19 protein-coding genes and 1 pseudogene are annotated in these 22,410 nt (G+C 36.5%); 17 read left to right on the top strand and 3 right to left on the bottom strand.

Annotated features, from left to right (window positions below; all coding sequences use genetic code 11):
• Positions 1–109: 109 nt before the first annotated feature.
• On the bottom strand, positions 110–2,383 hold the full coding sequence (locus FJR06_RS22860; protein ID WP_015083643.1) for a bifunctional (p)ppGpp synthetase/guanosine-3',5'-bis(diphosphate) 3'-pyrophosphohydrolase: 2,274 nt from the start codon (positions 2,381–2,383) through the stop codon (positions 110–112).
• A 270-nt stretch (positions 2,384–2,653) separates the two neighbouring features.
• Between FJR06_RS22860 and patD the strand changes: the two genes are divergently transcribed.
• The 5 genes from patD to FJR06_RS22835 all read left to right on the top strand — a co-directional run bounded on the left by patD (position 2,654) and on the right by FJR06_RS22835 (position 7,751).
• Entirely contained in the window at positions 2,654–3,004 is a 351-nt protein-coding gene (patD, locus tag FJR06_RS22855) for a heterocyst frequency control protein PatD (RefSeq protein ID WP_015083642.1), read from the top strand.
• Between the two features lie 247 nt (positions 3,005–3,251).
• Positions 3,252–5,180, top strand: a complete 1,929-nt coding sequence (locus FJR06_RS22850) for an ATP-dependent endonuclease (protein WP_015083641.1) — start codon at positions 3,252–3,254, stop codon at positions 5,178–5,180.
• 47 nt (positions 5,181–5,227) lie between these two features.
• Positions 5,228–6,475 carry a zinc ribbon domain-containing protein gene (locus FJR06_RS22845; RefSeq protein WP_015083640.1) on the top strand — a complete coding sequence of 416 codons (1,248 nt, stop codon included), beginning with the start codon at positions 5,228–5,230 and terminating at the stop codon, positions 6,473–6,475.
• Between the two features lie 100 nt (positions 6,476–6,575).
• Positions 6,576–6,911 carry a thioredoxin gene (trxA, locus tag FJR06_RS22840; protein ID WP_015083639.1) on the top strand — a complete coding sequence of 112 codons (336 nt, stop codon included), beginning with the start codon at positions 6,576–6,578 and terminating at the stop codon, positions 6,909–6,911.
• A 174-nt stretch (positions 6,912–7,085) separates the two neighbouring features.
• Positions 7,086–7,751: a nitroreductase family protein gene (locus FJR06_RS22835; RefSeq protein WP_015083638.1), complete on the top strand. Its 666-nt coding sequence runs from the start codon at positions 7,086–7,088 to the stop codon at positions 7,749–7,751.
• Positions 7,752–7,984: 233 nt separating this feature from the next.
• Here FJR06_RS22835 and FJR06_RS22830 read toward each other — a convergent pair whose 3' ends face one another.
• Entirely contained in the window at positions 7,985–8,215 is a 231-nt protein-coding gene (locus FJR06_RS22830) for a hypothetical protein (RefSeq protein ID WP_041458608.1), read from the bottom strand.
• A gap of 155 nt (positions 8,216–8,370) precedes the next feature.
• Here FJR06_RS22830 and FJR06_RS22825 point away from each other — a divergent pair, with 155 nt between their 5' ends.
• From FJR06_RS22825 to FJR06_RS22775, 11 genes are all read left to right on the top strand, one after another.
• A complete protein-coding gene (locus FJR06_RS22825; RefSeq protein WP_015083637.1) occupies positions 8,371–8,871 on the top strand; it encodes a DUF2231 domain-containing protein in 501 nt (166 codons plus the stop codon).
• Positions 8,868–9,479 (top strand): DUF2231 domain-containing protein, encoded by a 612-nt coding sequence (locus FJR06_RS22820; protein WP_015083636.1) that lies wholly within the window; start codon positions 8,868–8,870, stop codon positions 9,477–9,479. The genes FJR06_RS22825 and FJR06_RS22820 overlap by 4 nt, the downstream gene beginning before the upstream one ends.
• A gap of 140 nt (positions 9,480–9,619) precedes the next feature.
• Positions 9,620–10,546 (top strand): cytochrome c oxidase subunit II, encoded by a 927-nt coding sequence (locus FJR06_RS22815; RefSeq protein ID WP_015083635.1) that lies wholly within the window; start codon positions 9,620–9,622, stop codon positions 10,544–10,546.
• A gap of 41 nt (positions 10,547–10,587) precedes the next feature.
• The gene (gene ctaD, locus FJR06_RS22810; RefSeq protein WP_168652325.1) at positions 10,588–12,240 is read left to right on the top strand and encodes a cytochrome c oxidase subunit I; all 1,653 of its coding nucleotides are present in this window, start codon (positions 10,588–10,590) and stop codon (positions 12,238–12,240) included.
• 179 nt (positions 12,241–12,419) lie between these two features.
• Entirely contained in the window at positions 12,420–13,022 is a 603-nt protein-coding gene (locus FJR06_RS22805; protein WP_015083633.1) for a heme-copper oxidase subunit III, read from the top strand.
• Positions 13,023–13,145: 123 nt separating this feature from the next.
• The gene (locus FJR06_RS22800) at positions 13,146–14,546 is read left to right on the top strand and encodes an amidohydrolase (protein ID WP_015083632.1); all 1,401 of its coding nucleotides are present in this window, start codon (positions 13,146–13,148) and stop codon (positions 14,544–14,546) included.
• A 177-nt stretch (positions 14,547–14,723) separates the two neighbouring features.
• Positions 14,724–15,896, top strand: a complete 1,173-nt coding sequence (locus FJR06_RS22795; RefSeq protein ID WP_168652324.1) for a DNA cytosine methyltransferase — start codon at positions 14,724–14,726, stop codon at positions 15,894–15,896.
• A gap of 49 nt (positions 15,897–15,945) precedes the next feature.
• Complete coding sequence (locus FJR06_RS22790; protein ID WP_168633248.1) at positions 15,946–17,319, top strand: DNA cytosine methyltransferase; 1,374 nt, start codon at positions 15,946–15,948, stop codon at positions 17,317–17,319.
• Between the two features lie 14 nt (positions 17,320–17,333).
• Positions 17,334–18,173 (top strand): TdeIII family type II restriction endonuclease, encoded by an 840-nt coding sequence (locus FJR06_RS22785; RefSeq protein ID WP_168652323.1) that lies wholly within the window; start codon positions 17,334–17,336, stop codon positions 18,171–18,173.
• A 170-nt stretch (positions 18,174–18,343) separates the two neighbouring features.
• The gene (locus FJR06_RS22780) at positions 18,344–19,363 is read left to right on the top strand and encodes an ABC transporter ATP-binding protein (protein WP_015083629.1); all 1,020 of its coding nucleotides are present in this window, start codon (positions 18,344–18,346) and stop codon (positions 19,361–19,363) included.
• 324 nt (positions 19,364–19,687) lie between these two features.
• The gene (locus FJR06_RS22775; RefSeq protein WP_015083628.1) at positions 19,688–20,410 is read left to right on the top strand and encodes a cyclase family protein; all 723 of its coding nucleotides are present in this window, start codon (positions 19,688–19,690) and stop codon (positions 20,408–20,410) included.
• Between the two features lie 364 nt (positions 20,411–20,774).
• Here FJR06_RS22775 and FJR06_RS22770 read toward each other — a convergent pair whose 3' ends face one another.
• Positions 20,775–20,969 (bottom strand): hypothetical protein, encoded by a 195-nt coding sequence (locus tag FJR06_RS22770; RefSeq protein WP_015083627.1) that lies wholly within the window; start codon positions 20,967–20,969, stop codon positions 20,775–20,777.
• Between the two features lie 1,032 nt (positions 20,970–22,001).
• Here FJR06_RS22770 and FJR06_RS22765 point away from each other — a divergent pair.
• Positions 22,002–22,410: pseudogene (locus FJR06_RS22765) on the top strand (RNA-guided endonuclease TnpB family protein); the annotation flags it as partial.

Below are 22,410 nucleotides of genomic sequence, written 5' to 3'. Positions count from 1 at the left end.
TTAAATTACAGCTATCTTCTTCCTTTGCGCCTTTGCTCCTTAGCGCCTACCCTTCGGGATCTCTAAGAGAGATTGCGCGAAACAAAATTGAAAATAGCTGTAAACCCCACTAACCGCAGTCCTCAACCTCACAAACCCGACGAATATTGAGAATATCACTCATTTTCTTAAGTTGCACAAATAAATGTTCCAACTGAGAACAATCGCGGACATCAATACCCAAATTCATCAAAGCGGGTTGTCCCAAAGAAGTTTTCACTTGAGCATGACGGACATTAATCCCCTGGTCACTCAAACGTGACAAAACATCTTTTAATACTCCTACCCTATCCATAGCCTCAATTTGTATATTAATAGGATAAGTATGAGTACGACTGCGGTTTTCCATAGCTAAATTCCAGCGGACTGGGACTAAACGCTCATACTCAACAGGATCTACATTATGACAGCCTTGGCGATGAATAGAAATTCCTCTTAGTCGCGTCACTACACCCACAATCGCTTCCCCAGGAATGGGAGTACAACAGCCAGCGATATGATGAACCAAACCCTCCATACCAATAATTGGGGAATCACTAGCACGGGAACTAGTGGTTAACATATCCCGTGAAGTTTTTGGCGTTGGTTCTTTGGGAATAAATGGAACAACATCACTTACAGGTTGTCTAGCTTTGACAATTTCCCGCCAGCGGTTCAGTGCTAAGTTTGAGGTAATTTCCCCATAACCCAAACCGGCGAGTAAATCTTCCACACTGTGATAATTACATTTTTCCGCCACAGTTTGCATAGCGTCTGATTTGAGCAAATTCTCAAAACCAGTTTTCCCCAATTCCTTCTCTAATAAATCCCGTCCCCTAGCAACATTTTCTTCCCGGCGCGATCGCTTGTACCATTGTTTAATTCTATACTTCGCAGCCGAAGTGCTAACAAAATTTAACCAATCTAAGCTGGGATGACAATTCTTTTGGGTAATAATATCCACAATATCGCCATTATGCAGACGCGTGGATAAAGGAACAATTCGCCCATTGACTCGCGCCCCCGCACAGTGATTTCCGACTTCCGTATGAATCCGATAGGCAAAATCTATACTTGTAGAACCGGGACTTAAAGGAACAACATCCCCCTTTGGGGTGAAGACATAAACGTCATCTTCAAATAGATTGTCTTTAACACTATCTAAGTATTCCTGAGCATCCTTTAAATCACTTTGCCAATCTAGCAACTGCCGTAACCAAGTAAACTTTTCATCAGTGCTGGTCACAGGAGTATTTTCAGAACCCCCAGTTTCCTTATACTTCCAATGGGCAGCAATACCATATTCCGCGATATGGTGCATTTCCAAAGTCCGAATTTGCACTTCCAACGGGCGGCCAGTCAAGCCAATTACTCCGGTATGCAAAGACTGATAATGGTTTGGTTTAGGCAAGCCAATGTAATCTTTAAATCTACCAGGAATGGGACGAAAAGAATCATGAACCACTGCCAAAGCCCGATAACATTCTTCATTGGTTTGAACAATAATTCGCAGTGCTGCCAAATCGTAAATTTCATGAAATTCCTTTTGCTGCCGCTGCATTTTTTGATAAATGCTATAAAGGTGTTTAGGACGACCACTAATTTCCAGACAATTAACACCAGCTTTGAGTAACCGACGGCGCAAAGTATCCGTAGCTTTGAGTAATTTTTCTTCCCGTGCCGTGCGTTTTTCCGCGACACATTGCTGAGTTTCTCGATAAGCTTCTGGTTCTAAATATTTAAATGCTAAATCCTCTAATTCCCATTTAATTTGCCAAATCCCTAAGCGATTCGCCAAAGGTGCGAAAATATCTCGTGTTTCCTGGGCGCTGCGTTGACGACTAGCTTCGGACATATATTGAAGGGTTCGCATATTATGCAAACGGTCTGCCAGTTTTACCACAATTACGCGAATATCTTGCGCCATAGCCAAAAACATTCGCCGGAAATTTTCCGCTTGACTTTCGGTTTTGCTAGTAAAATTTATTTTCGACAGTTTGGTAACACCTTCTACCAATAGCCGCACTTCTGCTCCAAACCGGGCTTCTATATCTTCACTTGTAACTTCTGTATCTTCAACTACATCATGGAGTAATCCGGCTGCTATCATAGCCGGACTACCACCTAATTCACGGAGTATTTCAGCTACAGCAACAGGATGGGCAATATACGGTTCTCCCGACTTCCGAATTTGACCCCCATGCAGTTCATATGCAAACTGAAAAGCCCGACAAATTAAGGCATTACCGTTATACGTTCGGTCTTCTTCCTCTGTAAGTATCGGTGCTGGTGGTGCAATTAAACATTTGTTAAGCCAATCTGGGAGAACAACATCAACAGGGGGTTTGACAGCTACACTACTCATAAAATTAAAAAGGTAATTGGTGGATAGGTTAAGAGAAAAGCAAAATTGACAGCACGCCTATAAAATAGATGCTGGCTTAGAGATGATGCCCTAATTGCTTGTAGTCATCATCCATAGCAGCTTGCCTGCAAAGATCATAAAAAATACCTATTGACGGCAAACCAAGCCTTAAATCTGATTTTAAGGCTTGTAATTTTGATAATAAACAAAAGAAATTTCGGTTGTATGAGAAAATTTTCTTGACATTAATACTATCTTAACTAGCAACAGATGTCTTTTAATTGTGATAAATATCAGGAATTGGCAACATTTCTAGATGAGTTTCGAGCTAATGTAACGGCAGGTAAACTTAATTTACAGAAATTAAAGCAGAATTTAGCCCAGTTGCAGGGATTTTTTATCCAGCAAATTGTCCCGTTGGTTGATGCTAATTCGCGGGAACAATCTTATAAAACGGAAATAAATAAGCAGTTACGACTCTTGGAAGTAGATATGATGTTTCTCCAAGGGGCAAAGCAATTAACAACATTACAATCTAGGTTGAAAAATATTGAAGAACGCATTGATACTTTAATTAGATATTGTCAGGCTATTACCCAGCCAATAGAAGAAAAGGAATAATTTAGCTACAAATATACTGAAATTTGATGAATTTATTTGACACAGAGGCGCAAAAGAAGAGAGGAACAAGAGTTTTTTCAATCTATACGTTTCGCCTATGATTGTGCCAAAATGAATGTAACTGTTGTTTGTTCATCTATAACCGATGACTTGGTAAACAGGGCATAAATTACAGTGTAGTAGTTGTATTTTTTTACAATACATCTCTCTAAAATTAATTCAATCTGTTTATTTTTTAAAAAATATTATGCACATTTCCCGGTTTAAAGTGAAGAATTTTAAGTTATTTCAAGATATTGAAGTAGTGTTTAATCCGACTCTTAATATTTTTACTGGAGTTAATAATTCAGGAAAAACTACACTACTACAAGCGTTATCTTTATGGCATGAATGTTTTACTAAATTAATTAGAAAAGCCCTTAGAGCAACTGGTAATTATAGAAGAAATGACTATATTTTAGGAACTACTCAAGACAAATATTTTGATCAAATTAATAGTGTTTTGAGTCCTAATTTTGAAGATATTTTTTATCAAAGAGATAAAAACAATAAAATTGAATTATCCGCGACACTTGCCAATGATAATGAAGAAATCACAATATGTTTTAAAATTAGTAGTTCAGGACGTAATTATGTAATTGAGTTACTTGATTTTGGCAGTTATGATTTTAATAAATTCAATAATTTTTTCCAAAATTTACCTTCTCCTTTTAGTTTTTACTATACCTCACCTTCTAGTGCAATTCGCCAAATAGAAAGATTCGTAACAATCCCACAAATTCAAGAATCTATCATCAATCGTGATTCATCAAGGGTTATTCGTAATCGGTTATATCAACTTTATAACTCTTCTGATCCTTCTTTGTTTAGCAGTTTTTTAGAGGCTCTATCTTTTATTCTTTACAATCGAAATCGGAGCATGAATATTTCTACAGTTAGCCAAATTCAAAAAGATGTAACAGTTGTATTTAATTTTAAACATAATGAAATAGACATTGAAAAAGATATTGCACTTCTAGGTAGTGGCAGTTTACAAATTATTGAAATTTTGCTAAATCTTTATCATCCTTCTTCCATTCAAAAAGACTTAAATTTGATTCTTTTGGACGAACCTGATAGTCATATTCATAGAGAAATTCAGAGTCGTTTATTAAAAATATTAGTGCAATTCTCTGAAAAAAATCAAATTTTTATCACAACTCATAACGAAGCGTTAATTCGTAGTGCAAATTTATCTAATTTATTCCATCTTGATGGTCAACCTACAGGCATATATAAAACCATAGATAGCAATAATCTGATAGCAGTAAATTCGCGCTTTTCTGGTATTTATCCCTCTCAAGTTAATCCGGTTATTAGTGCATTAGGAATGGTGAGTGGGTTAGATTTTTTAAATGCCATTGAATCAGATACTCTAATCTTTGTTGAAGGTGCAGATGATGCACAAGTAATTGATATCTTACTCAAGCAGAATATTAGTAATAATAAAAAATATGTTTATTGGGTTTTAGGAGGAGTTAGTGAAGTTTCTGAGAGAATTTTACATTACAAAACCGTTTTTTCGGAAGTTAAAAACAATCAAACACTTTGGGAGAAATCTGTATTAATAATAGACAGAGATTTTTTGATTGACACTCATCAATCTGGACTTAATAATGAGTTTCAGAATAGAATTTACTTGAAATCTCATATTTGGTCTGCTTACACATTAGAATCAACTCTCTTTACTGATATACCAAAATTAGCTCGATTGTTAAACAAATGGTTATTAAAAAAAGGTATAAATGTTGATATTAATATTTTGGAAAATGAGTTACAAACTAATTATTTAAATCATGAACTTATTTTAGCAACCCGCTATAATGATCAGAAATATGAGGACTTAGCATTTTGGTATAAAAATCTTCAAATTAAATTAAATACTGTCTTAGACAATAAATATATGAAAGCTAATGACCAACAACTAAATACTAAGGTACGTCAGCACGTTAATAACTGTTTTACAAATAAATATCTTTTTAAATTGATGACAAAAGATGATGTGGAAACTGTTATTTCCGCTACTTTACAGCCTCATGGAATTAGTTTTGATGTAAAAACTGAATTTATTGAATTAATTGAGCAAGTAGATATATCACTTTGGTTTGATGAGTGGAATTTTTTAAATTCAATTTAGGGTTTTAAGTTACTATTTCGTGTATATTTTAGATAGAGGATAGTTATATGTTCACCAGAATACGCCGTCTTTCAAATCAATTTTTTAATAACTCTCGAACAGTCAATAATGAACCACTCAATAAAGTGAGTTTGATTGTCATTATTTTAGTTGATATTTTCATTTTAATTAACGTTTTTACAGGTTTAAATAATATTAGTGAATGGCATCTTAGCCCAACTCAAGCTTATCCATGTTATTCTGAATGGAATAATTATAAAACCCAAACTACCAAAAATAAAGATTATGAATTTTTGAGAAGTTCACTACCTTATGGTAACAATGAGCAAAGAGTTCGGCAAACATATCAAAATGTAGAAATTGGACATTTGGGTAAAGTTTCCGAAATATGTTTGAACTACGGTGAATCTAAAGATAAACTGAATAATCCTCAAAATCAGAAAATTCTCACCACAATAAATCAGACCCAGGATAAAATTAGTCGTCTTGAACAAGCAAATAATACTATTCGTCAACAATATGATTCAAGCTTATTAGAAAAAATTGCTGGTCAGTCTTCAGGTAATTCCATTAATCAGGTTCGCGCAGAAAAAGCTAAACAGGAATTAGCACAAAATAGCGAGAAGATTTCCACATTGAAACAGGAAATTGCTAACCTGCAAAATCAACTGCTGACAAAACCTGAAAGTATTAATTTTCTGTCTTTTCTCAAAGAGGAAACTAAATTTAATCAAGTTGAAAAAGGTTATAAAGACGCATCATTTTGGTATCCCAGCATTCAATTAGTATTTCAGGCTATCTTTTTACTCCCGTTAATTCTCATTGCCTTATTAGTTAATAACTTCAGCCAACGCAGAGGATATGGATTAATAGCATTAATTAGCTGGCATTTATTAGTTATATTTTTAATTCCGTTAATTCTGAAAATATTTGAATTTCTGCAAATTGGTATAATATTTCAATTCTTATTTGATGTTATTAGTTCCCTGTTTGGTGGATTAATCTTCCTAATTAGTTACGCTTATATTTTGCTAATTCCTTTAGTTGGTTTTGGCATGATTAAATTCTTTCAAACCGTTGTATTTAATCCTAAAATTCAAGCAGTTAACAGAATTCAAAAATCACAATGTATTCGGTGTGCTAAAAAAATTCGTCCTCAAGATAGCCACTGTCCCCACTGCGGTTATTATCAATATATTGAATGCCATAACTGTCATAATTTGACTTATAAAGAATTACCTTATTGTCATCATTGTGGTGCTGATCAAAATTCTGATACCGCAGGACAAAATTAACAATTCAAGAAACTTAGCAAAATTAAACTTATCAACATATTTTCACGCCTATTGATTAGATATTATTGAATTATTGACTTTAAATCTAGGCAGACAATTTATGTCATCAATTACCAATGTCACCGAAGCCACATTTAAGCAAGAAGTGTTAGAAAGTCAAACTCCTGTTTTAGTTGATTTTTGGGCCCCTTGGTGTGGTCCTTGTAAAATGCTAACTCCTGTAGTTGAAGAAGTGGCTGCGGAATACGAAGGACAGATAAAAGTAGTAAAACTGAATACTGATCAAAATCCTACCGTTGCTAGTCATTACGGAATTCGCAGTATTCCTACATTGATGGTGTTTAAAGGGGGACGACAAGTCAAAACAGTTGTTGGTGCTGTTCCTAAAACTACATTATCTGCTACCTTAGACAAGTATATTGCTGCAAAATCATAGTTAAAAACACTGGGAATTTCTGTAATAAATCTCCCTACAAAGGATTAAAACTCCGTATTTACCTCCTCCGTGCCTCCGCGCCTCTGCGTGAGAAAAAAAATTAATCAATAACCAACGAACTGCGTACAAAAAAGCGTTACCCTAAGCGGATAGGATAAAACAGAGGAGAATAGCGTGACTGCAAACACCCAAATCCCAGCATTAGACGTACCCAGCGCCATAGTACAACGTCGTTCCATCAAAACCTTCAAACCAGACCCCATCTCCCCAGAATTGCTCAAGCAACTGGTAGAATTAACCGTAGCTGCACCCAGTAGTTTTAACGTCCAATCGTGGAGAATCGTTTTAGTTGAAGACGAAGCTCAAAAAGCAGCGTTATGTGCTGCTTCTTGGAATCAAAAGCAAATTATCCAAGCGCCTGTTACCTTTGTTTTTGCTGCTGACGCTGCTGCGGGAGAAAAAGATATCACACCCATTTTAGAACAAGGTGCAGCCACTGGGGCTTGGAATGAGGGGACAGTTAATTACTTTAGAGGTGCGATTCCGCAATTTCAAGCTAGTTTAGGAGACAAGCGCCGGGAATACGCCATTAAAGATGCCATGATAGCTGCTACAAATTTAGTATTAGCAGCTGAAAGCTTGGGTTTATCCACCTGCTTTATGAATGGTTGGATTGAGGAACAGGTTAAAGCTATAATTGGGGCTGAGAATGATCCTGATATCGCTATTGCTGTTTTAGTACCTGTAGGTTATGCGGCTGAACCCCGGTTAAATCCCGGTCGTTTACCATTGTCGGTTAATGTTTCTGTGGATAGACTCGATAACCCCTATCAAGGTTAATTAGGGATTTGGGGATTTGGTGGGTATGAATGCAGATATCAGGTAAGTGAAATATATTTTTGTTTCGCGCAGAGGCGCTAAGGAGCAAAGACGCAAAGAAAAAATGTTGCACAGAATCATAAAATTCATTAATTCATCCCTCTTTATCTGCGTTTATCTGCGTTTATCTGCGTTCAATTATTCTTAAAATATTATTCTATCCAGCTTCATTTTCATCCTACCTACTATAAAAACTATATATTTCGGTTTTTTAAATCACAAAGTGATAATTTTTTATTGTACATCAATAAACATAAAAATATTTGGTTTTGATTTAAAAATATTGTAATAGAGCCAAGATCAAAATCTGCTTTTGGCTCTCTCGTTAATTCTAGAAGTTCTGCTTTTAGTTTTTTTGACAATTCATAAAAATTTACGTCTAGTAAATTCAACCTCTCACAGTGATTTAGTTTAGCTACATCCATAATTACTGTTGTGACTATGAAGAAATCACTTGACGGTTATACATTGCAGCAAACTCACACCAGATTTATCAAATAACTTTTTGGTATCAGTGAGTGAGTATCTAGCAATTATTTAAGTTTGGCTAAGGAGTAGTAAATCAGTCTAGGAGAATTTAATGCTGGATTTTTTCACTTCATTGAATGAGCATAATTTACCATATCCAGATCCTTTACATCCTATCGTGGTTCACTTTGTAATTGCGATGGTGCTATTTTCTGTTTTTTGTGATTTCGCTGGTTATGTAACTGGTAAAACTACTTTGTTTGAGGTGAGTTGGTGGAATATGTGTATTGCCACTGTAGCTATTTTTGTGGCAATTATTTTTGGTCAATTTGAGGCTGGTTTAGCAAAACCCTACGAACTCGCTAAATCAGTTTTAAATATTCATACTCTCATCGGTTGGTCACTTTCAGGTATTATTGCCACTATTACTGCTTGGCGTTATGTTTTGCGGAGTCGTAATCCGAAAAAACTCCCTTTTCATTATATAGCTGTGGCAGTTTTATTAACAGCCTTGGTTGGTTTTCAAGTATATCTTGGTGATGAACTGGTATGGGTGTATGGCTTACATACCGTACCTGTTGTGGAAGCGGTAAAGGATGGAATCTTGCCATGAACTCAGAATTATTAGACCAAATTAGTCACCAAATGGGTGCAAATGGTTTACCTTATGCCATTCCGATTCATCCTAATTTGGTACACCTCACATTAGGTTTATTCATCATTGCCATTATCTTTGATATTTTAGGTGTGTTCTTCCCTTTGGAAAAATGGCTATTCAATTTTTTGGGAATTAAGGTTGAACGTTCTCAATTATTTGATGTCGGTTGGTACAACATTTTTGCTGCATCTGTGATTACATTTTTCACGGTTGGTGCAGGTTTTTATGAAATGTTATTAGCAGCCCCACCAGCAGATATCAAAAGTCCTTGGGGAATGCTGGCAATGCCCACAATGATGTGGCATGGTGTGGGTGGTGTATTACTATTAGCGATGATGGTTGGCATGACCTTTTGGCGAGGTTGGCAACGTTACGTTATCGGCAAACATGAAGAGAGAGAAGTGCAAATTTCTTATCTGGTTGTCGGTGTAATTATTATGTTGCTGATGTATTTTCATGGAACATTAGGAGCGCACCTGGCAGCAGATTTTGGTGTTCACAATACAGCCGATAAATTACTACGAGCAGGACAAGACATCAATCAAATCTTTGGTAATAGGTAATGGGTAATTGGTGATTGGTAATTGGTAATTGGTAATTGGTGATTGGTGATTGGTGTAAAAATTCTTGTCTAACAATTCACAACTGACCATTAACAAATGACCACTGACCACTAACCACTGACAACTAACAACTGACCATTATGAAAATTCGGCAATTTCTCAACTTTTTGACCATTGTTACTGGGGCAGTTGCGGTAACTCTTACTAGTCTCTGGATTGGTAAACAGGCTTATTCTTGGCTTCCTCCCCAAGGGGCTGCTGAATCTCATCTGATTGATGATTTATTTAGCTTTTTGGTAACATTAGGATCTTTAATTTTCCTGGGAGTAACTGCTACTCTTTTCTATTCTATTTGTTTCCATCGGGCAAAAGCTACAGATTTAGGTGATGGGCCTCACATTGAAGGTAATGTGACTTTAGAAGTAATTTGGACAGCAATCCCAATTATGTTGGTGTTGTGGATTGCGGGTTATAGTTACCAAGTTTACGAAGAAATGGGTATCCAGGGACCATCTCACCAGATCCACTTACATAATCCGATGAAGATGGAAACTGCTGAAGCTGCGCCAGATGAGGCTTCAGAAGCCGCAGTAGCTGAGGATGTAGAACATATTGATGTATCCGCTAAACAGTGGGCTTGGGTGTTTCATTACCCCCAAAGCAATGTTACCAGTACAGAATTGCATTTACCGAGCGATCGCCGTGTCCGTCTAAATCTGCATTCGGAAGATGTACTTCACGGCTTTTTTATCCCCGCTTTCCGCCTCAAACAAGACATTATTCCTGGTAACGACCTGGACTTTGAATTTACTCCCATTCGCCCCGGTGCGTATGATTTAACCGACTCTCAGTATAGCGGTACATACTTTGCCACCATGCGAGCCAAAGTCATTGTGGAATCACCTAGCAACTATCAGCAGTGGTTAAGCAAAGCTGCCAGTCAAACACCCAGCCCAGCCCCTAACCAAGCGGCTTCCGAATATGCCCTCAAAGTAGAAAACGGCATTGATAGCGGTTGGAAAACCGTTGAACCTGCTGCACCACCATTAGTCAATTTCCCAGGTTAACTTCGTTATTTTCATGACCACTGACAACTAACAACTGACAAATGACTAATATCCCCATTCATGTTGCTGGTGAATCACATCACCACGAACCGCCCCAAACCTGGAGAACATACTTCAGTTTTAGTACAGACCATAAGGTTATTGGTATTCAATACCTCGTTACCTCTTTTATTTTCTTCCTGGTTGGTGGTATCTTCGCTATGATTTTGCGCGGAGAACTCATTACCCCAGAAGCTGATTTAATCGACCGCACAGTATACAACGGAATGTTTACCATGCACGGAACAGTGATGCTGTTTCTATGGACATTTCCCTCCCTTGTTGGTATGGCTAACTACCTCGTTCCTTTAATGATTGGGGCGCGAGATATGGCTTTCCCCCGCTTGAACGCCGTCGCTTTTTGGATGGTGCCGGTGGTGGGTATTCTGCTCATGTCCAGCTTCTTTGTTCCCGGTGGACCGGCTCAATCTGGTTGGTGGGCATATCCCCCCGTTAGTACCCAAAACCCCACGGGAAACTTGATTAACGGTCAAGTTCTCTGGTTATTAGCAGTGGCTATTTCCGGTGTCTCTTCCATTATGGGTGCGGTAAATTTTGTCACTACTATTGTGAAAATGCGATCGCCGGGAATGGGTTTCTTTAGAATGCCTCTCTTTGTTTGGGCAGTATTTAGCGCTCAAATTATCCAATTATTTGGACTGCCAGCTTTAACAGCCGGGGCTGTAATGTTACTTCTTGATATTACAGTGGGAACTGCCTTTTTTGATCCTACTAAAGGCGGAAATCCGGTGATGTTCCAGCATTATTTCTGGTTCTATTCTCACCCTGCGGTATATGTCATCATTTTGCCTATCTTCGGGATTTTCTCGGAAATCTTTCCCGTTTATTCCCGCAAACCTTTATTTGGTTACAAAGTCGTTGCTGTTTCTTCGATGTTAATTGCTGTAGTTAGCGGCATTGTTTGGGTACACCATATGTATGTGAGTGGTACTCCTGGTTGGCTACGGTTGTTTTTCATGGTGACAACCATGTTTGTATCTATTCCCACAGGGATTAAGGTATTTGCTTGGGTGGCAACTATTTGGGGCGGGAAAATTCGCTTAACTACACCCATGTTATTTGCTTTGGGTGGTTTGGTAATGTTTGTATTTGCTGGGATTACAGGAATTATGCTTTCTTCTGTTCCAGTGGATGTTCATGTTAACAATACCTATTTTGTTGTTGGTCATTTCCATTATGTTCTCTATGGAACTGTAACTATGGGAATGTATGCAGCTATCTATCATTGGTTTCCCAAAATGACGGGGAGAATGTTCCATGAAGGTTGGGGCAAAATCCATTTTTGGTTAGCATTTATCGGCACAAATTTGAATTTTTTACCCATGCACCCTTTAGGTTTGCAAGGAATGTTACGCCGTGCTGCTTCCTACGCACCTGAATTAATTGGTTGGAATATTGTTGCTAGTTTGGGTTCTTTTCTGTTAGGAATGTCTACTCTTCCTTTCATCTTCAATATGTTGATTTCTTGGATGGATGGAGAAAAAGCTTCTGCTAATCCTTGGAGAGCAATTGGTTTGGAATGGACTGTTTCTTCTCCTCCTCCTGTTGAGAATTTTGAAGAAATTCCGATTGTTACTTGTGAGCCTTATGGTTATGGTAAGTCTGAATTAATGGCATCTTCTGAACATGAGTAATGGGTAATATAGCGATTCTATTTGATGTGTAAATTTGATTTTTTAACGAACCGCAGAGACGCAGAGGGCGCAGAGGAAGAGAAGGAAGAGAATTTTTTACGTCTTATTTAGAATCGCTATAGTTTTTCTCGTTACTTTTTTCTTAATTACTAGTTTCCTGGTTTTGGAGTTTTTTAACAATGGATAGTTCTGTTTCTCCTGATGATTTAGATCATGTTAGTCATGAGCATGGACATGATGAAGAAGGCAGTAAAATGTTTGGTTTTATTGTTTTTCTGTTATCGGAAAGTGTTATTTTCTTAAGTTTCTTTGCTGGCTATATTATCTACAAAACTTCTGCTGTTAATTGGTTGCCACCTGGTGTTTCTGGTTTGGAAGTAAAAGAACCTAGCATTAATACTGTGGTTTTGGTTGCTAGTAGTTTTGTGATTTTCTTTGCAGAAAAAGCCCTAGAAAGACATGATTTAAAGACTTATCGGCTGTTGTTGTTTTTAACAATGGCTATGGGTGGTTATTTCCTTTTTGGACAAGCTGTGGAATGGAGTCAATTAGAATTTGGCTTTACTTCTGGTACGTTTGGAGGAATGTTTTATCTATTAACTGGTTTTCACGGTTTGCACGTTTTTACGGGTATTCTGTTACAGTTAATTGTCTTGTTGCGTTCTTTCATTCCTGGTAATTTTGATAGCGGCCATTTTGGCATAAATGCCACTTCTTTGTTTTGGCACTTTGTTGATGTTATCTGGATTGTTTTATTTCTACTTATCTACGTTTGGCAGTAAGGATATTTTATTTTTCTGGTATAATACTCAGGGTGGGTTTTACTCACCCTTTTTCAATATCGTTGTTTAACTTGTAGCTTGAAATTCGGCTAATAGATCAATTACTTAATTAAAGCTAAAATCATGAATTTTACAATCAAAAACTCTTTAATTAGCGTTACAGGTAGTTACATAACTACAGATGTGCAGATTATAGATGGTAAAATCGCCGCGATTGCCCCTAATTTAGAGATAATTGGCACGGTAATTAATGGGGAAAATAAACTTTTATTACCTGGGTTTTTCAATGCCCATACCCATTCTTCAGAAATGTGGCAACGAGGAGTAATTCCACCTTTACCGTTAGAATTATGGTTAGCACATCTCTATGATTTTACTCCTTTAGATACAGAACAAGTTTATCTCAGTGCCTTGGGAACAGCAGTAGAAACTTTACTTTCTGGGGGGACAAGCGTTGTTGATCATTTAGTATTAATTCCTGGACAAGAATTAGAAACTATTGCCACAGTAGTTCGGGCTTATCAAAGAGTAGGAATTCGCGCTTTTATTGCTCCTTTAATTCAAGATGAATCTTTGAGTGCGGGCATACCAAATGGAGAATCGCAACCAGATCATGAACTTTATTTTCGTTCTACTGGGGAAACTTTAGCCATTATTGAAGCGGCAGTTAAGCAATTTCATCAACCGGAAAAAGGAATTAATATTTTAGTTGCACCCACGGGAATTCAGTTATGCAGCGATGATTTATTCAGAGGATGTATTGAATTAAGTAATAAGTACAATCTTTGTCGTCATGCCCATTTATTAGAAACAAAAGCTCAAGAGAAACTTGCTGAAGAAAAATATGGTTGTACTGCGGTAAAACATTTACAGAAACTTGGTTTTTTGAACAGTTGTACAACTTTAGCACATTGTGTTTGGTTGAATGAATCTGATATTAATATTCTCGCTCAAACAAAATCTACAGTCGTTCATAATCCTTTGAGTAACCTCCGTTTAGGCAGTGGTATAGCCCCAATTATTAAATATATGCAAGCTGGAGTAAATGTGACTTTTGGTTGTGATGGGGCTTCTAGTAATGACTCTCAAGACTTGTTAGAAGCAATTAAAATTGGTTCGATTTTACATAATATTACAGAACCAGATTATCAACATTGGATTACCCCACTCCAAGCCGTAGAAATGGCATCTTTAGGAGGTGCAAAAGGGTTAAATGTAGAAAATTTACTTGGTTCTATTACTGTTGGTAAACAAGCTGATTTAGTTTTATATGATCTCAATAATTTATCATTACTTCCCTGTACAGATCCCATTGGTTTATTAGTTTTAGGTCGCCCTGTCAATGTTGTGCATAGTGCTTGGGTAAATGGTAAGCAAATTATTAATAATGGCAAAGTTACCACAATCAATGTTGATGAATTGCAACAAGAATTGTTGAATCGTAGTCACTGGGAAACACCATCTCAATCAACAAATGTCGTTAAATTAGCTCCTCATTATCGGCAAGTAATGGGACTAGATTAAGTAAGTTTATGTAGGTTGGTTTGTTCGCGTTAGCGTTGCGGAGCAATCGGAACAAAAACCAACATTTACCGATATTTGTTGGGTTTAACTTCGGTTTACCCAACCTACAATTTTCTCAACTAAGCCGCATTATATTATATACTATATTGATCATAATAATAAATTAGAAAAACAATAATGATCAATAATCAACCTATTTGCATTTCCCTATTCACAGGTGCTTATGGCTTAGATTTAGGACTAGAACAAGCAGGATTTCATACTGTTAGTGTAGTTGAAAAAGATAAAGATGCAGTCAAAACAATTGCTCTGAATAGACCTTATCTCCAAGAAAGTGCTATTCCCAGAGAATTAGAAAAAGTTACTTCCCAAGAATTACTAGAAGAAGGAGGAAGAGTTTTAAATTTAGGTCGTGCTTTACTTCCAGGAGAAATAGATTTAGTCACGGGTGGTCCCCCTTGTCAGCCATTTAGTACCGCAGGAAAACGGGGTTCAGTTATGGACCCACGCGGAAGTTTATTTATGGATTTTATCCGCATTGTCAAAGAAGTCCAACCCCGATTTTTCTTAATGGAAAATGTTAGAGGTTTACTTTCTGCTTTTTTGCGTCATCGTCCTATTAATCAAAGAGGAAAAGATTATCCAGCTTTAGGACTTGATGAAATGAATGGTGCAGCTTTAAAAGTAGTTTTAGCAGAAATGAAAGAATTAGGCTACAACGTAGTTTACAACCTTTTAGAAGCAGCAGATTATGGTGTTCCTCAAAATAGATACCGTGTAGTTTTTATTGGTTCTAGAGATGGTGAAACTGCTACATTTCCTCTCGCTAAATATAGTAAAGATGGTAAAATTTTACCAAAATGGAGAACTTTGAAAGATGCGTTAACAGATTTTGTGGATATTCAACCAGAATTTATTAGTTATTCAGAAAATCGGCTCAAGTTTTTAAGATTATTAGCAGCAGGACAAAATTGGAAAAATTTACCAGAAGAATTACAGAAGGAAGCAATGGGAGGTGCTTATAATTCCGGTGGGGGAAAAGTTGGTTTTTACAGAAGACTATCTTGGGATAAACCTTCACCAACAATCACAACCAGTCCCCAACAAAAAGCTACAGATATGTGTCACCCTGTGGAACTTCGTCCTTTAACTGTGCGCGAGTCTGCCAAAATTCAAACTTTTCCTGATGATTGGATTTTTCATGGTTCGATAAGTTCTAAATATAAACAAATTGGTAATGCAGTTCCGGTGTTACTTGCGAAAGAACTTGGTGAATATCTGATTAATTCAATGCAGGGAAATCAACCAAAAGGGAAAGAAGTTACTGAACACATTTCGCTATTTTCTTGATATAATGTCAACATTTCTGATATAATATAAAATTGTGTACTAAATTAATATGAAATCTTGTATTGACGCTCAACAGCTAGAAATATTCCCATTATTCCAAGCTACAACTACCATAAAACCTACCACTAAATTTACCTTTATAGACCTATTTTCCGGTATTGGTGGCTTTAGAATTCCTCTCGAAGAACTAGGAGGAATTTGTTTAGGTTATTCAGAAATTGACAAAGAGGCAATCAAAGTTTACAAAAATAATTTTATTCGTGATACCAATACTGACGAACAATATTTAGGAGATATCACTAATTTAGACAAGCTACCTTTTGAACTAGATGTAATGGTCGGTGGTGTTCCTTGTCAACCTTGGTCAATCGCAGGTAAATTAAAAGGTTTAAAAGATCCCAGAGGTCAATTATGGAATGATGTTTTTCGAGTTATAAAATCCAATCAACCTAAAGCATTTATATTTGAGAATGTTAAAGGTTTAACTGAACCAAGAAACAGACCAAGTTTAGAATATATTCTTGAAAATTTAACATCATCTGGCTATGTAGTTAAATATCAAGTTCTTAATTCCTATGATTTTGGTTTACCTCAAGATAGGGACAGAATATTTATTGTGGGAATTAGAAATGATCTAGATAACAGTTGGGGTTTTACCTTTCCTCAACCCATAAATAAATATTGGAAATTATATGATATGATTCCTGATATTCAACACACTGATTTTTCTAAAAAGAAATTTTCTCCAGAAGTATTATTTACAGATGGTAAAATTCCTGGTTCTAGAGGTAGATTTCAAAGAATAGATGAATTAAATGATTTTTTTCTATTCTCAGATGTTAGAGATGGACATACTACCATTCATTCTTGGGACTTAATCAAAACAACCCAGAGAGAAAAGTCAATTTGTCAAACAATATTAAAAAATCGGAGAAGGAAAATTTACGGTGATAAAGATGGTAATCCTTTGAAATATGAGATTTTAGAATCTTTAATTATTGACTTGAAGATTGAAGAAATAAATCATTTAGTAGATAAAGAAATTTTACGTTTTGTAGAAAATAAAGGTTATGAATTTGTAAATTCTAAAATTTCATCAGGAATTAAGGGAATTTCTAAAATATATTTACCTCATGCTGATGCTATTGGGACTTTAACCGCAACGGGAACGAGAGATTATGTAGCAACTATATCTCTAGAATGTGATGAACCAAAAATATATAAACATAATTTTATTGAAAAAATTTATCTTCCTCAAAAATATAGACCATTAACGGCAAAAGATTACGCAATATTACAAGGATTTCCAGAAGATTTCCAAATAGCCGATAATGAAAATAAGGCAAAGCATCAATTTGGTAATGCTGTGTCTGTCCCTGTAATCTATCATTTGGCTAAATCTTTACTCAACATTATTTTTTAAACATTGGTTAACACATGACAGCTATTAATATTACAACTCGCGCAGCAATCAAAGGATATCTAGAAGGTTTTATTGATGGTCTTGTAGATGAATATAAAGGACGTAAAATTTTAAAACCAGATAATGCAGCCGAATATTTATCTAGGTCTTCATCTAATGGAGAATTAAAGCCATTTCAAGCAGCACTTATCCCACCAGAATTAATACGTATTAATCAATTTGAAAGAGGCTTGAGTACAAAATTAGGTAATTCTTTTGAAGAATGCGCTCGTTTAATTGCGCTAGAGCATCATCAAGATGTACGTCGAGGTTATGATATTAAAGCTGAAGTAAGTCTTACAGCTTTTGAAGAAGCTGAACTTCAAAAACAAAAATATGAATCTGCTGCAACAAATAAGCAAGGTAAGCCATCTTTAGAGCAGATGATAACAGCAGTGTTGAATGCTAGATGCAGTGATGATTTAGAACTTAAAATTGTTCGCACGGACTTGTATATTTTAGCTAAAGATGGAACAGAATTATTTTTTGAAATTAAGGGTCCAAAGCCCAATAAAGGACAGTGTTTAGAGGTGACACAACGGTTACTCAGATTTCAATTGCTAAGTGGAAAAAATCGTCCTCAAGTGAAAGCTTATTATGCTATGCCTTATAATCCTTATGGGGCAACAAAAGCGGATTATAAATGGTCTTATACCCTAAATTATACGCCTTTTAATGATGCAGTTGTTATCGGTAATGACTTTTGGAAAATAATAGGTGGAGAAACGGCTTATGAAGAATTACTAGAAATTTATCTAGAAGTTGGACGAGAAAAAGGTAAATATATGCTTGATGCTTTAGCTTTTGGATTTTAATGTTTTTGATTAGTTAGTATCGGGTAAACAATGCCTATTTTTTGAGTATTTCCCCAATCTGTCCTGAAAATTATCCCAAAATGAAATATTCAACTCATCACAGCGATCGCCCAACTTGTACAATAAAAGATAGATTATTGCGAATTGTATAGTTAAGGATTATAGCTGTTATGGCTGCTGCCGTTTTCATCGAAAATCTCAAAAAAAGCTACGGTAATGTAGTTGCAGTTGAGGATGTTTCCTTTCAAGTCCAACCTGGAGAAATATTTGGTTTACTAGGACCCAACGGGGCAGGGAAAACAACCACTCTGCGGGCTTTGTGTACGCTGACAACCCCCGATGCTGGCAAAATTGAAGTTTCCGGTATTTCGGTCTTAGATCACCCCAAATTAGCCCGACAAAAGCTAGGTTATGTAGCCCAGGAAGTAGCTTTAGATAAAGTCCTCACTGGCCGGGAGTTACTACAATTACAAGCCGCACTTTATCATCTTCCCGGTGCGCTGATTAAACAGCGAATTAACACTATTTTGGATTTACTGGGTTTACAAGAATACGCAGATAAAAAAACTGGCACTTATTCCGGTGGTTTACGCAAGCGGCTAGATTTGGCTGCTGGTTTACTCCACGCGCCCGATGTGCTGGTATTAGATGAACCAACGGTAGGATTAGATATTGAAAGCCGGGTTGTGGTGTGGGATTTCTTGCGTCAATTACGCACTGCGGGAACTACCGTTGTGATTACCAGCCATTATTTAGAAGAAGTTGACGCTTTAGCTGATAGAGTGGCAATTATTGACAGAGGTTTGGTTATTGCTAATGGTACACCATCTCAATTAAAAGATCAGGTAGGAGGCGATCGCATCACTTTAAGAATCCGCGAATTTTCCCCCAGTGAAGAAGCCGAAACCGCAAAAAATCTTTTAGCGGCTTTACCTTTTGTCCAAGAAATCATCATCAACAGCGCCCAAGGTAACTCCCTAAATTTAGTAGTCACCCCCCAAAATGACGTTTTAATCACGATTCAACAGGCGTTAAATAATGCCAATTTACCAATTTTTGGCATCGCCCAATCTCGTCCTAGTTTAGATGATGTCTACCTAGCTGCCACCGGCAAAACCTTAATGGATGCCGAATTAGCTGCTGTCGCTAATCGTGATCCTAAAGCCGAGAAAAAGCAAAATATGAGATAGAGGGAACAGGGATTTTCTCGTTCCCATACTCTGTATGGGAATGAATTCCAGAAGGCTCTGTCTTCCATATTTAGACGAAAAAGCCAAACAGCTAAATGCTAATTTTGAAGCAAGTGAGGTTATCGGCATCTGGTTTGTCATAGTCCTGAATTTGAGAAAGTTTGCGTAAAATTAACTCTTCCTTATTCAAAACTTAACTTTTTTGTTGTTCACTAAGATTAAATTCACTTTTTGCTGCAACATTAAAACTCCCCCCAACCACCTTGAAGTGAAAAGGCTTGGGGGATTATTTGTTAAAATATCCTAAACTTAGGAATAAATCCTTTGAGCAAAAATCCCCAACAATTAAGTAATATTAGTTACTCTCGCGTTATCCATCTCAGCCATCGGATTGATACAAATATACCTACATGGACTGGTGATCCTTCCGTAGAATTTACCAGTGTTGCCGAAATCCAAGATGATGGTTATTACTTACGACGCTTTGCTTTAGGAGAACATAGCGCCACTCATATTAATGCCCCCAATAGTTTTTATAGTAACGGTACAAGTATTGACCAGTATCCAGCATCATCTCTAATATTACCTGCTGTAGTTATCAATATTTGCAAACAAGCGGCAGTGAATGCTGATTATGTCTTGACTATTAGCGATATTCAAACTTGGGAAACTGAATTTGGGGAAATTCCCCCAGGTAGTTTACTGATACTATATACTGGTTGGCAAGAAAAATGGTTAAATCAAAAAGCGTTTTTTAACCAAGATAAATATGGCAAAATGCACTTTCCCGGTTTTAGCTATGATGCAACTGAGTTCTTAATTACACATAAGCAAATTACCGGAGTGGGCATTGATACTCACGGTGTAGATTCTGGGCAGGATACCAATTTTACTATTAATCGTTTGCTGCTGGAGCGATCGCTAATTGTGATCGAAAATCTCACCAATTTAGATCAGTTACCACCCCAAGGTACTACCTTAATCATTGGGATTCTCAGGTTGAGCAGAGGTTCTGGTTCTCCCGCTGGGATAATGGCATTATTTTAAATTTCTATGCACTTCTGAACAAATAAAGGGGATCTAAAACTAGATCCCCCTTATTGTTTCTAACATAATCCAACTTACAGCGGTTTCCGCTCTTATGAGGTACAAAGTTGAATCATGAAACTCTTGTAGTGCGGGCATCTTGCCCGCTAGATATGTACCTCATAACACCGGGAAGTGCTATATTACTAATTTTTAGCAATACTGCAAGTTAGATTTTGAACTGATTGAGAATTACTGAATGGGAAGTTGCTATTTTTTTAGTCAAGAGTAGAAATTTGATAAATCACACAACTACCCTTGCAACTAACTTTAGCTTGAGAACTGGAGGCTTGAGACTTTGAATTTTAGACTCTTGCCAGCAGTTTTAGATTTCACCATTAACCTGCATTTGATGAACTTGATCTGCCAATTCTTGACAATTTTGGTCATCTAACTTATCAATTGCCAACATTCCCATGAGAATAACTTCTTTTAAAGTTAAGCGAGTTGAATGTGCCTGTTTTTGCACAATCTCCTTAATGATGGGAGATACACCGATTGCTGTACTAGCTCTAGCCACGTTATAAAAGGAAACATTAAAGACTTCGGATAAATCTTAGCACTTTTTGCAAGGTTATTCTACATCCCTGGAATTGATCTACTTTGGTTTCGATAAATCTTTATATGTCTAATCCAGACTATAAATAGCAAACAGACTCAATAATTCTGCAAATCTAACTTTTAAACTACGAGCATAACCCTTATGTAGCAAGCATTTCACAGCTTACTTACTTTGCTGCACATAGTCATGTTACTACAATCACGCAATAAAATTACGTATTTTTTATTTGTGTTAATAGTAAAATATTTTCATAAGTAGGTATAAATAAACATATTTATAAAAAAAAAGAATATGCTATTTTAACCTTATTCAGTAGACTTTCTAGCGGTTTACTTCTATTTTCTTATGAACAAAAATTGATGCTGATATAATTATTTATTAATTTTCCTTACAACTTACATCACAAACCATTCATAATTGTCATCTACCAAAAGTATGAGACTCAAAATTTAGTGGCTCATCAAGGGATAAGACATTAAAAAATGATGTTACAAATTAATATGTAAAAAGCTGTAAAGCTTATACAGTAAGCTGTGTAAATTCAACAATCCCAAATTTTAGTGTTGATTAATCCTGACGGGAGAATATTTTTAACGATTAATAGGATTTAATAGCGTTGTATTGCTTAATAATATTAAATATTGTGAACTAGCAAAATAGACAGAAATCGAAATCTTCCTGAATTCACTTAGTTAATGCTGTCATCAGAAAAAGTAGTGAATACGCACAAGGAACAAAACAACGATAAGTGAAGTTACGTATATTAATGGTAACTTGCATTCTGAATTAACTACAGATGGATTACATTTATAAGAGACTAGGCTGAAAACCCTTGAAGTTGAGTTTTGGAGCGTGGTGGAAAAACTCAACTGTCCTTTAGGCAAGGGATGAAAGCCAGGTAGAGGCTGTCTTCCTCCACAGAAAGTTTTTCTCGTTGACAAAATTATAATATATGAGTTAGCATAATTTTGTGGTGTTTAGGTCGTAACCATGATAATTTATGAGTTCAAAGTCAAAGGAAAAGATAGGCAGTATCGCGCAATAGATGAGGCTATTCGTGCATCTCAGTTCATCCAAAATAAATGTTTAAGATATTGGATGGATAACAAAGGTGCGACGAAATATGATCTCAATAAATATTGCGCGATTTTGGCATCTGAATTTTCTTTTGCGGATGAACTTAATTCAATGGCAAGACAATCTGCTGCGGAGCGTTCTTGGAGTGCAATAGCTCGATTTTACGATAATTGTAAAAAGAAAGTTAAGGGCAAAAAAGCGGAAAACGCGGTCTTGGGCTTTGCCCAAGTGGAGCGATTTTCCAAGACAGGTTTCCCGAAATTCAAAAAGAATTGCCGTTCAGTTGAGTATAAAGTTAGCGGCTGGAAGTTATCTGAAACCA

The organism is Dolichospermum sp. UHCC 0352 (genome assembly GCF_009711925.1).
Taxonomy (GTDB): Bacteria; Cyanobacteriota; Cyanobacteriia; order Cyanobacteriales; family Nostocaceae; genus Dolichospermum; species Dolichospermum lemmermannii.
Note: the sequence above shows the minus strand (reverse complement) of the source record. Positions and strands in the feature narration are given on the sequence as shown.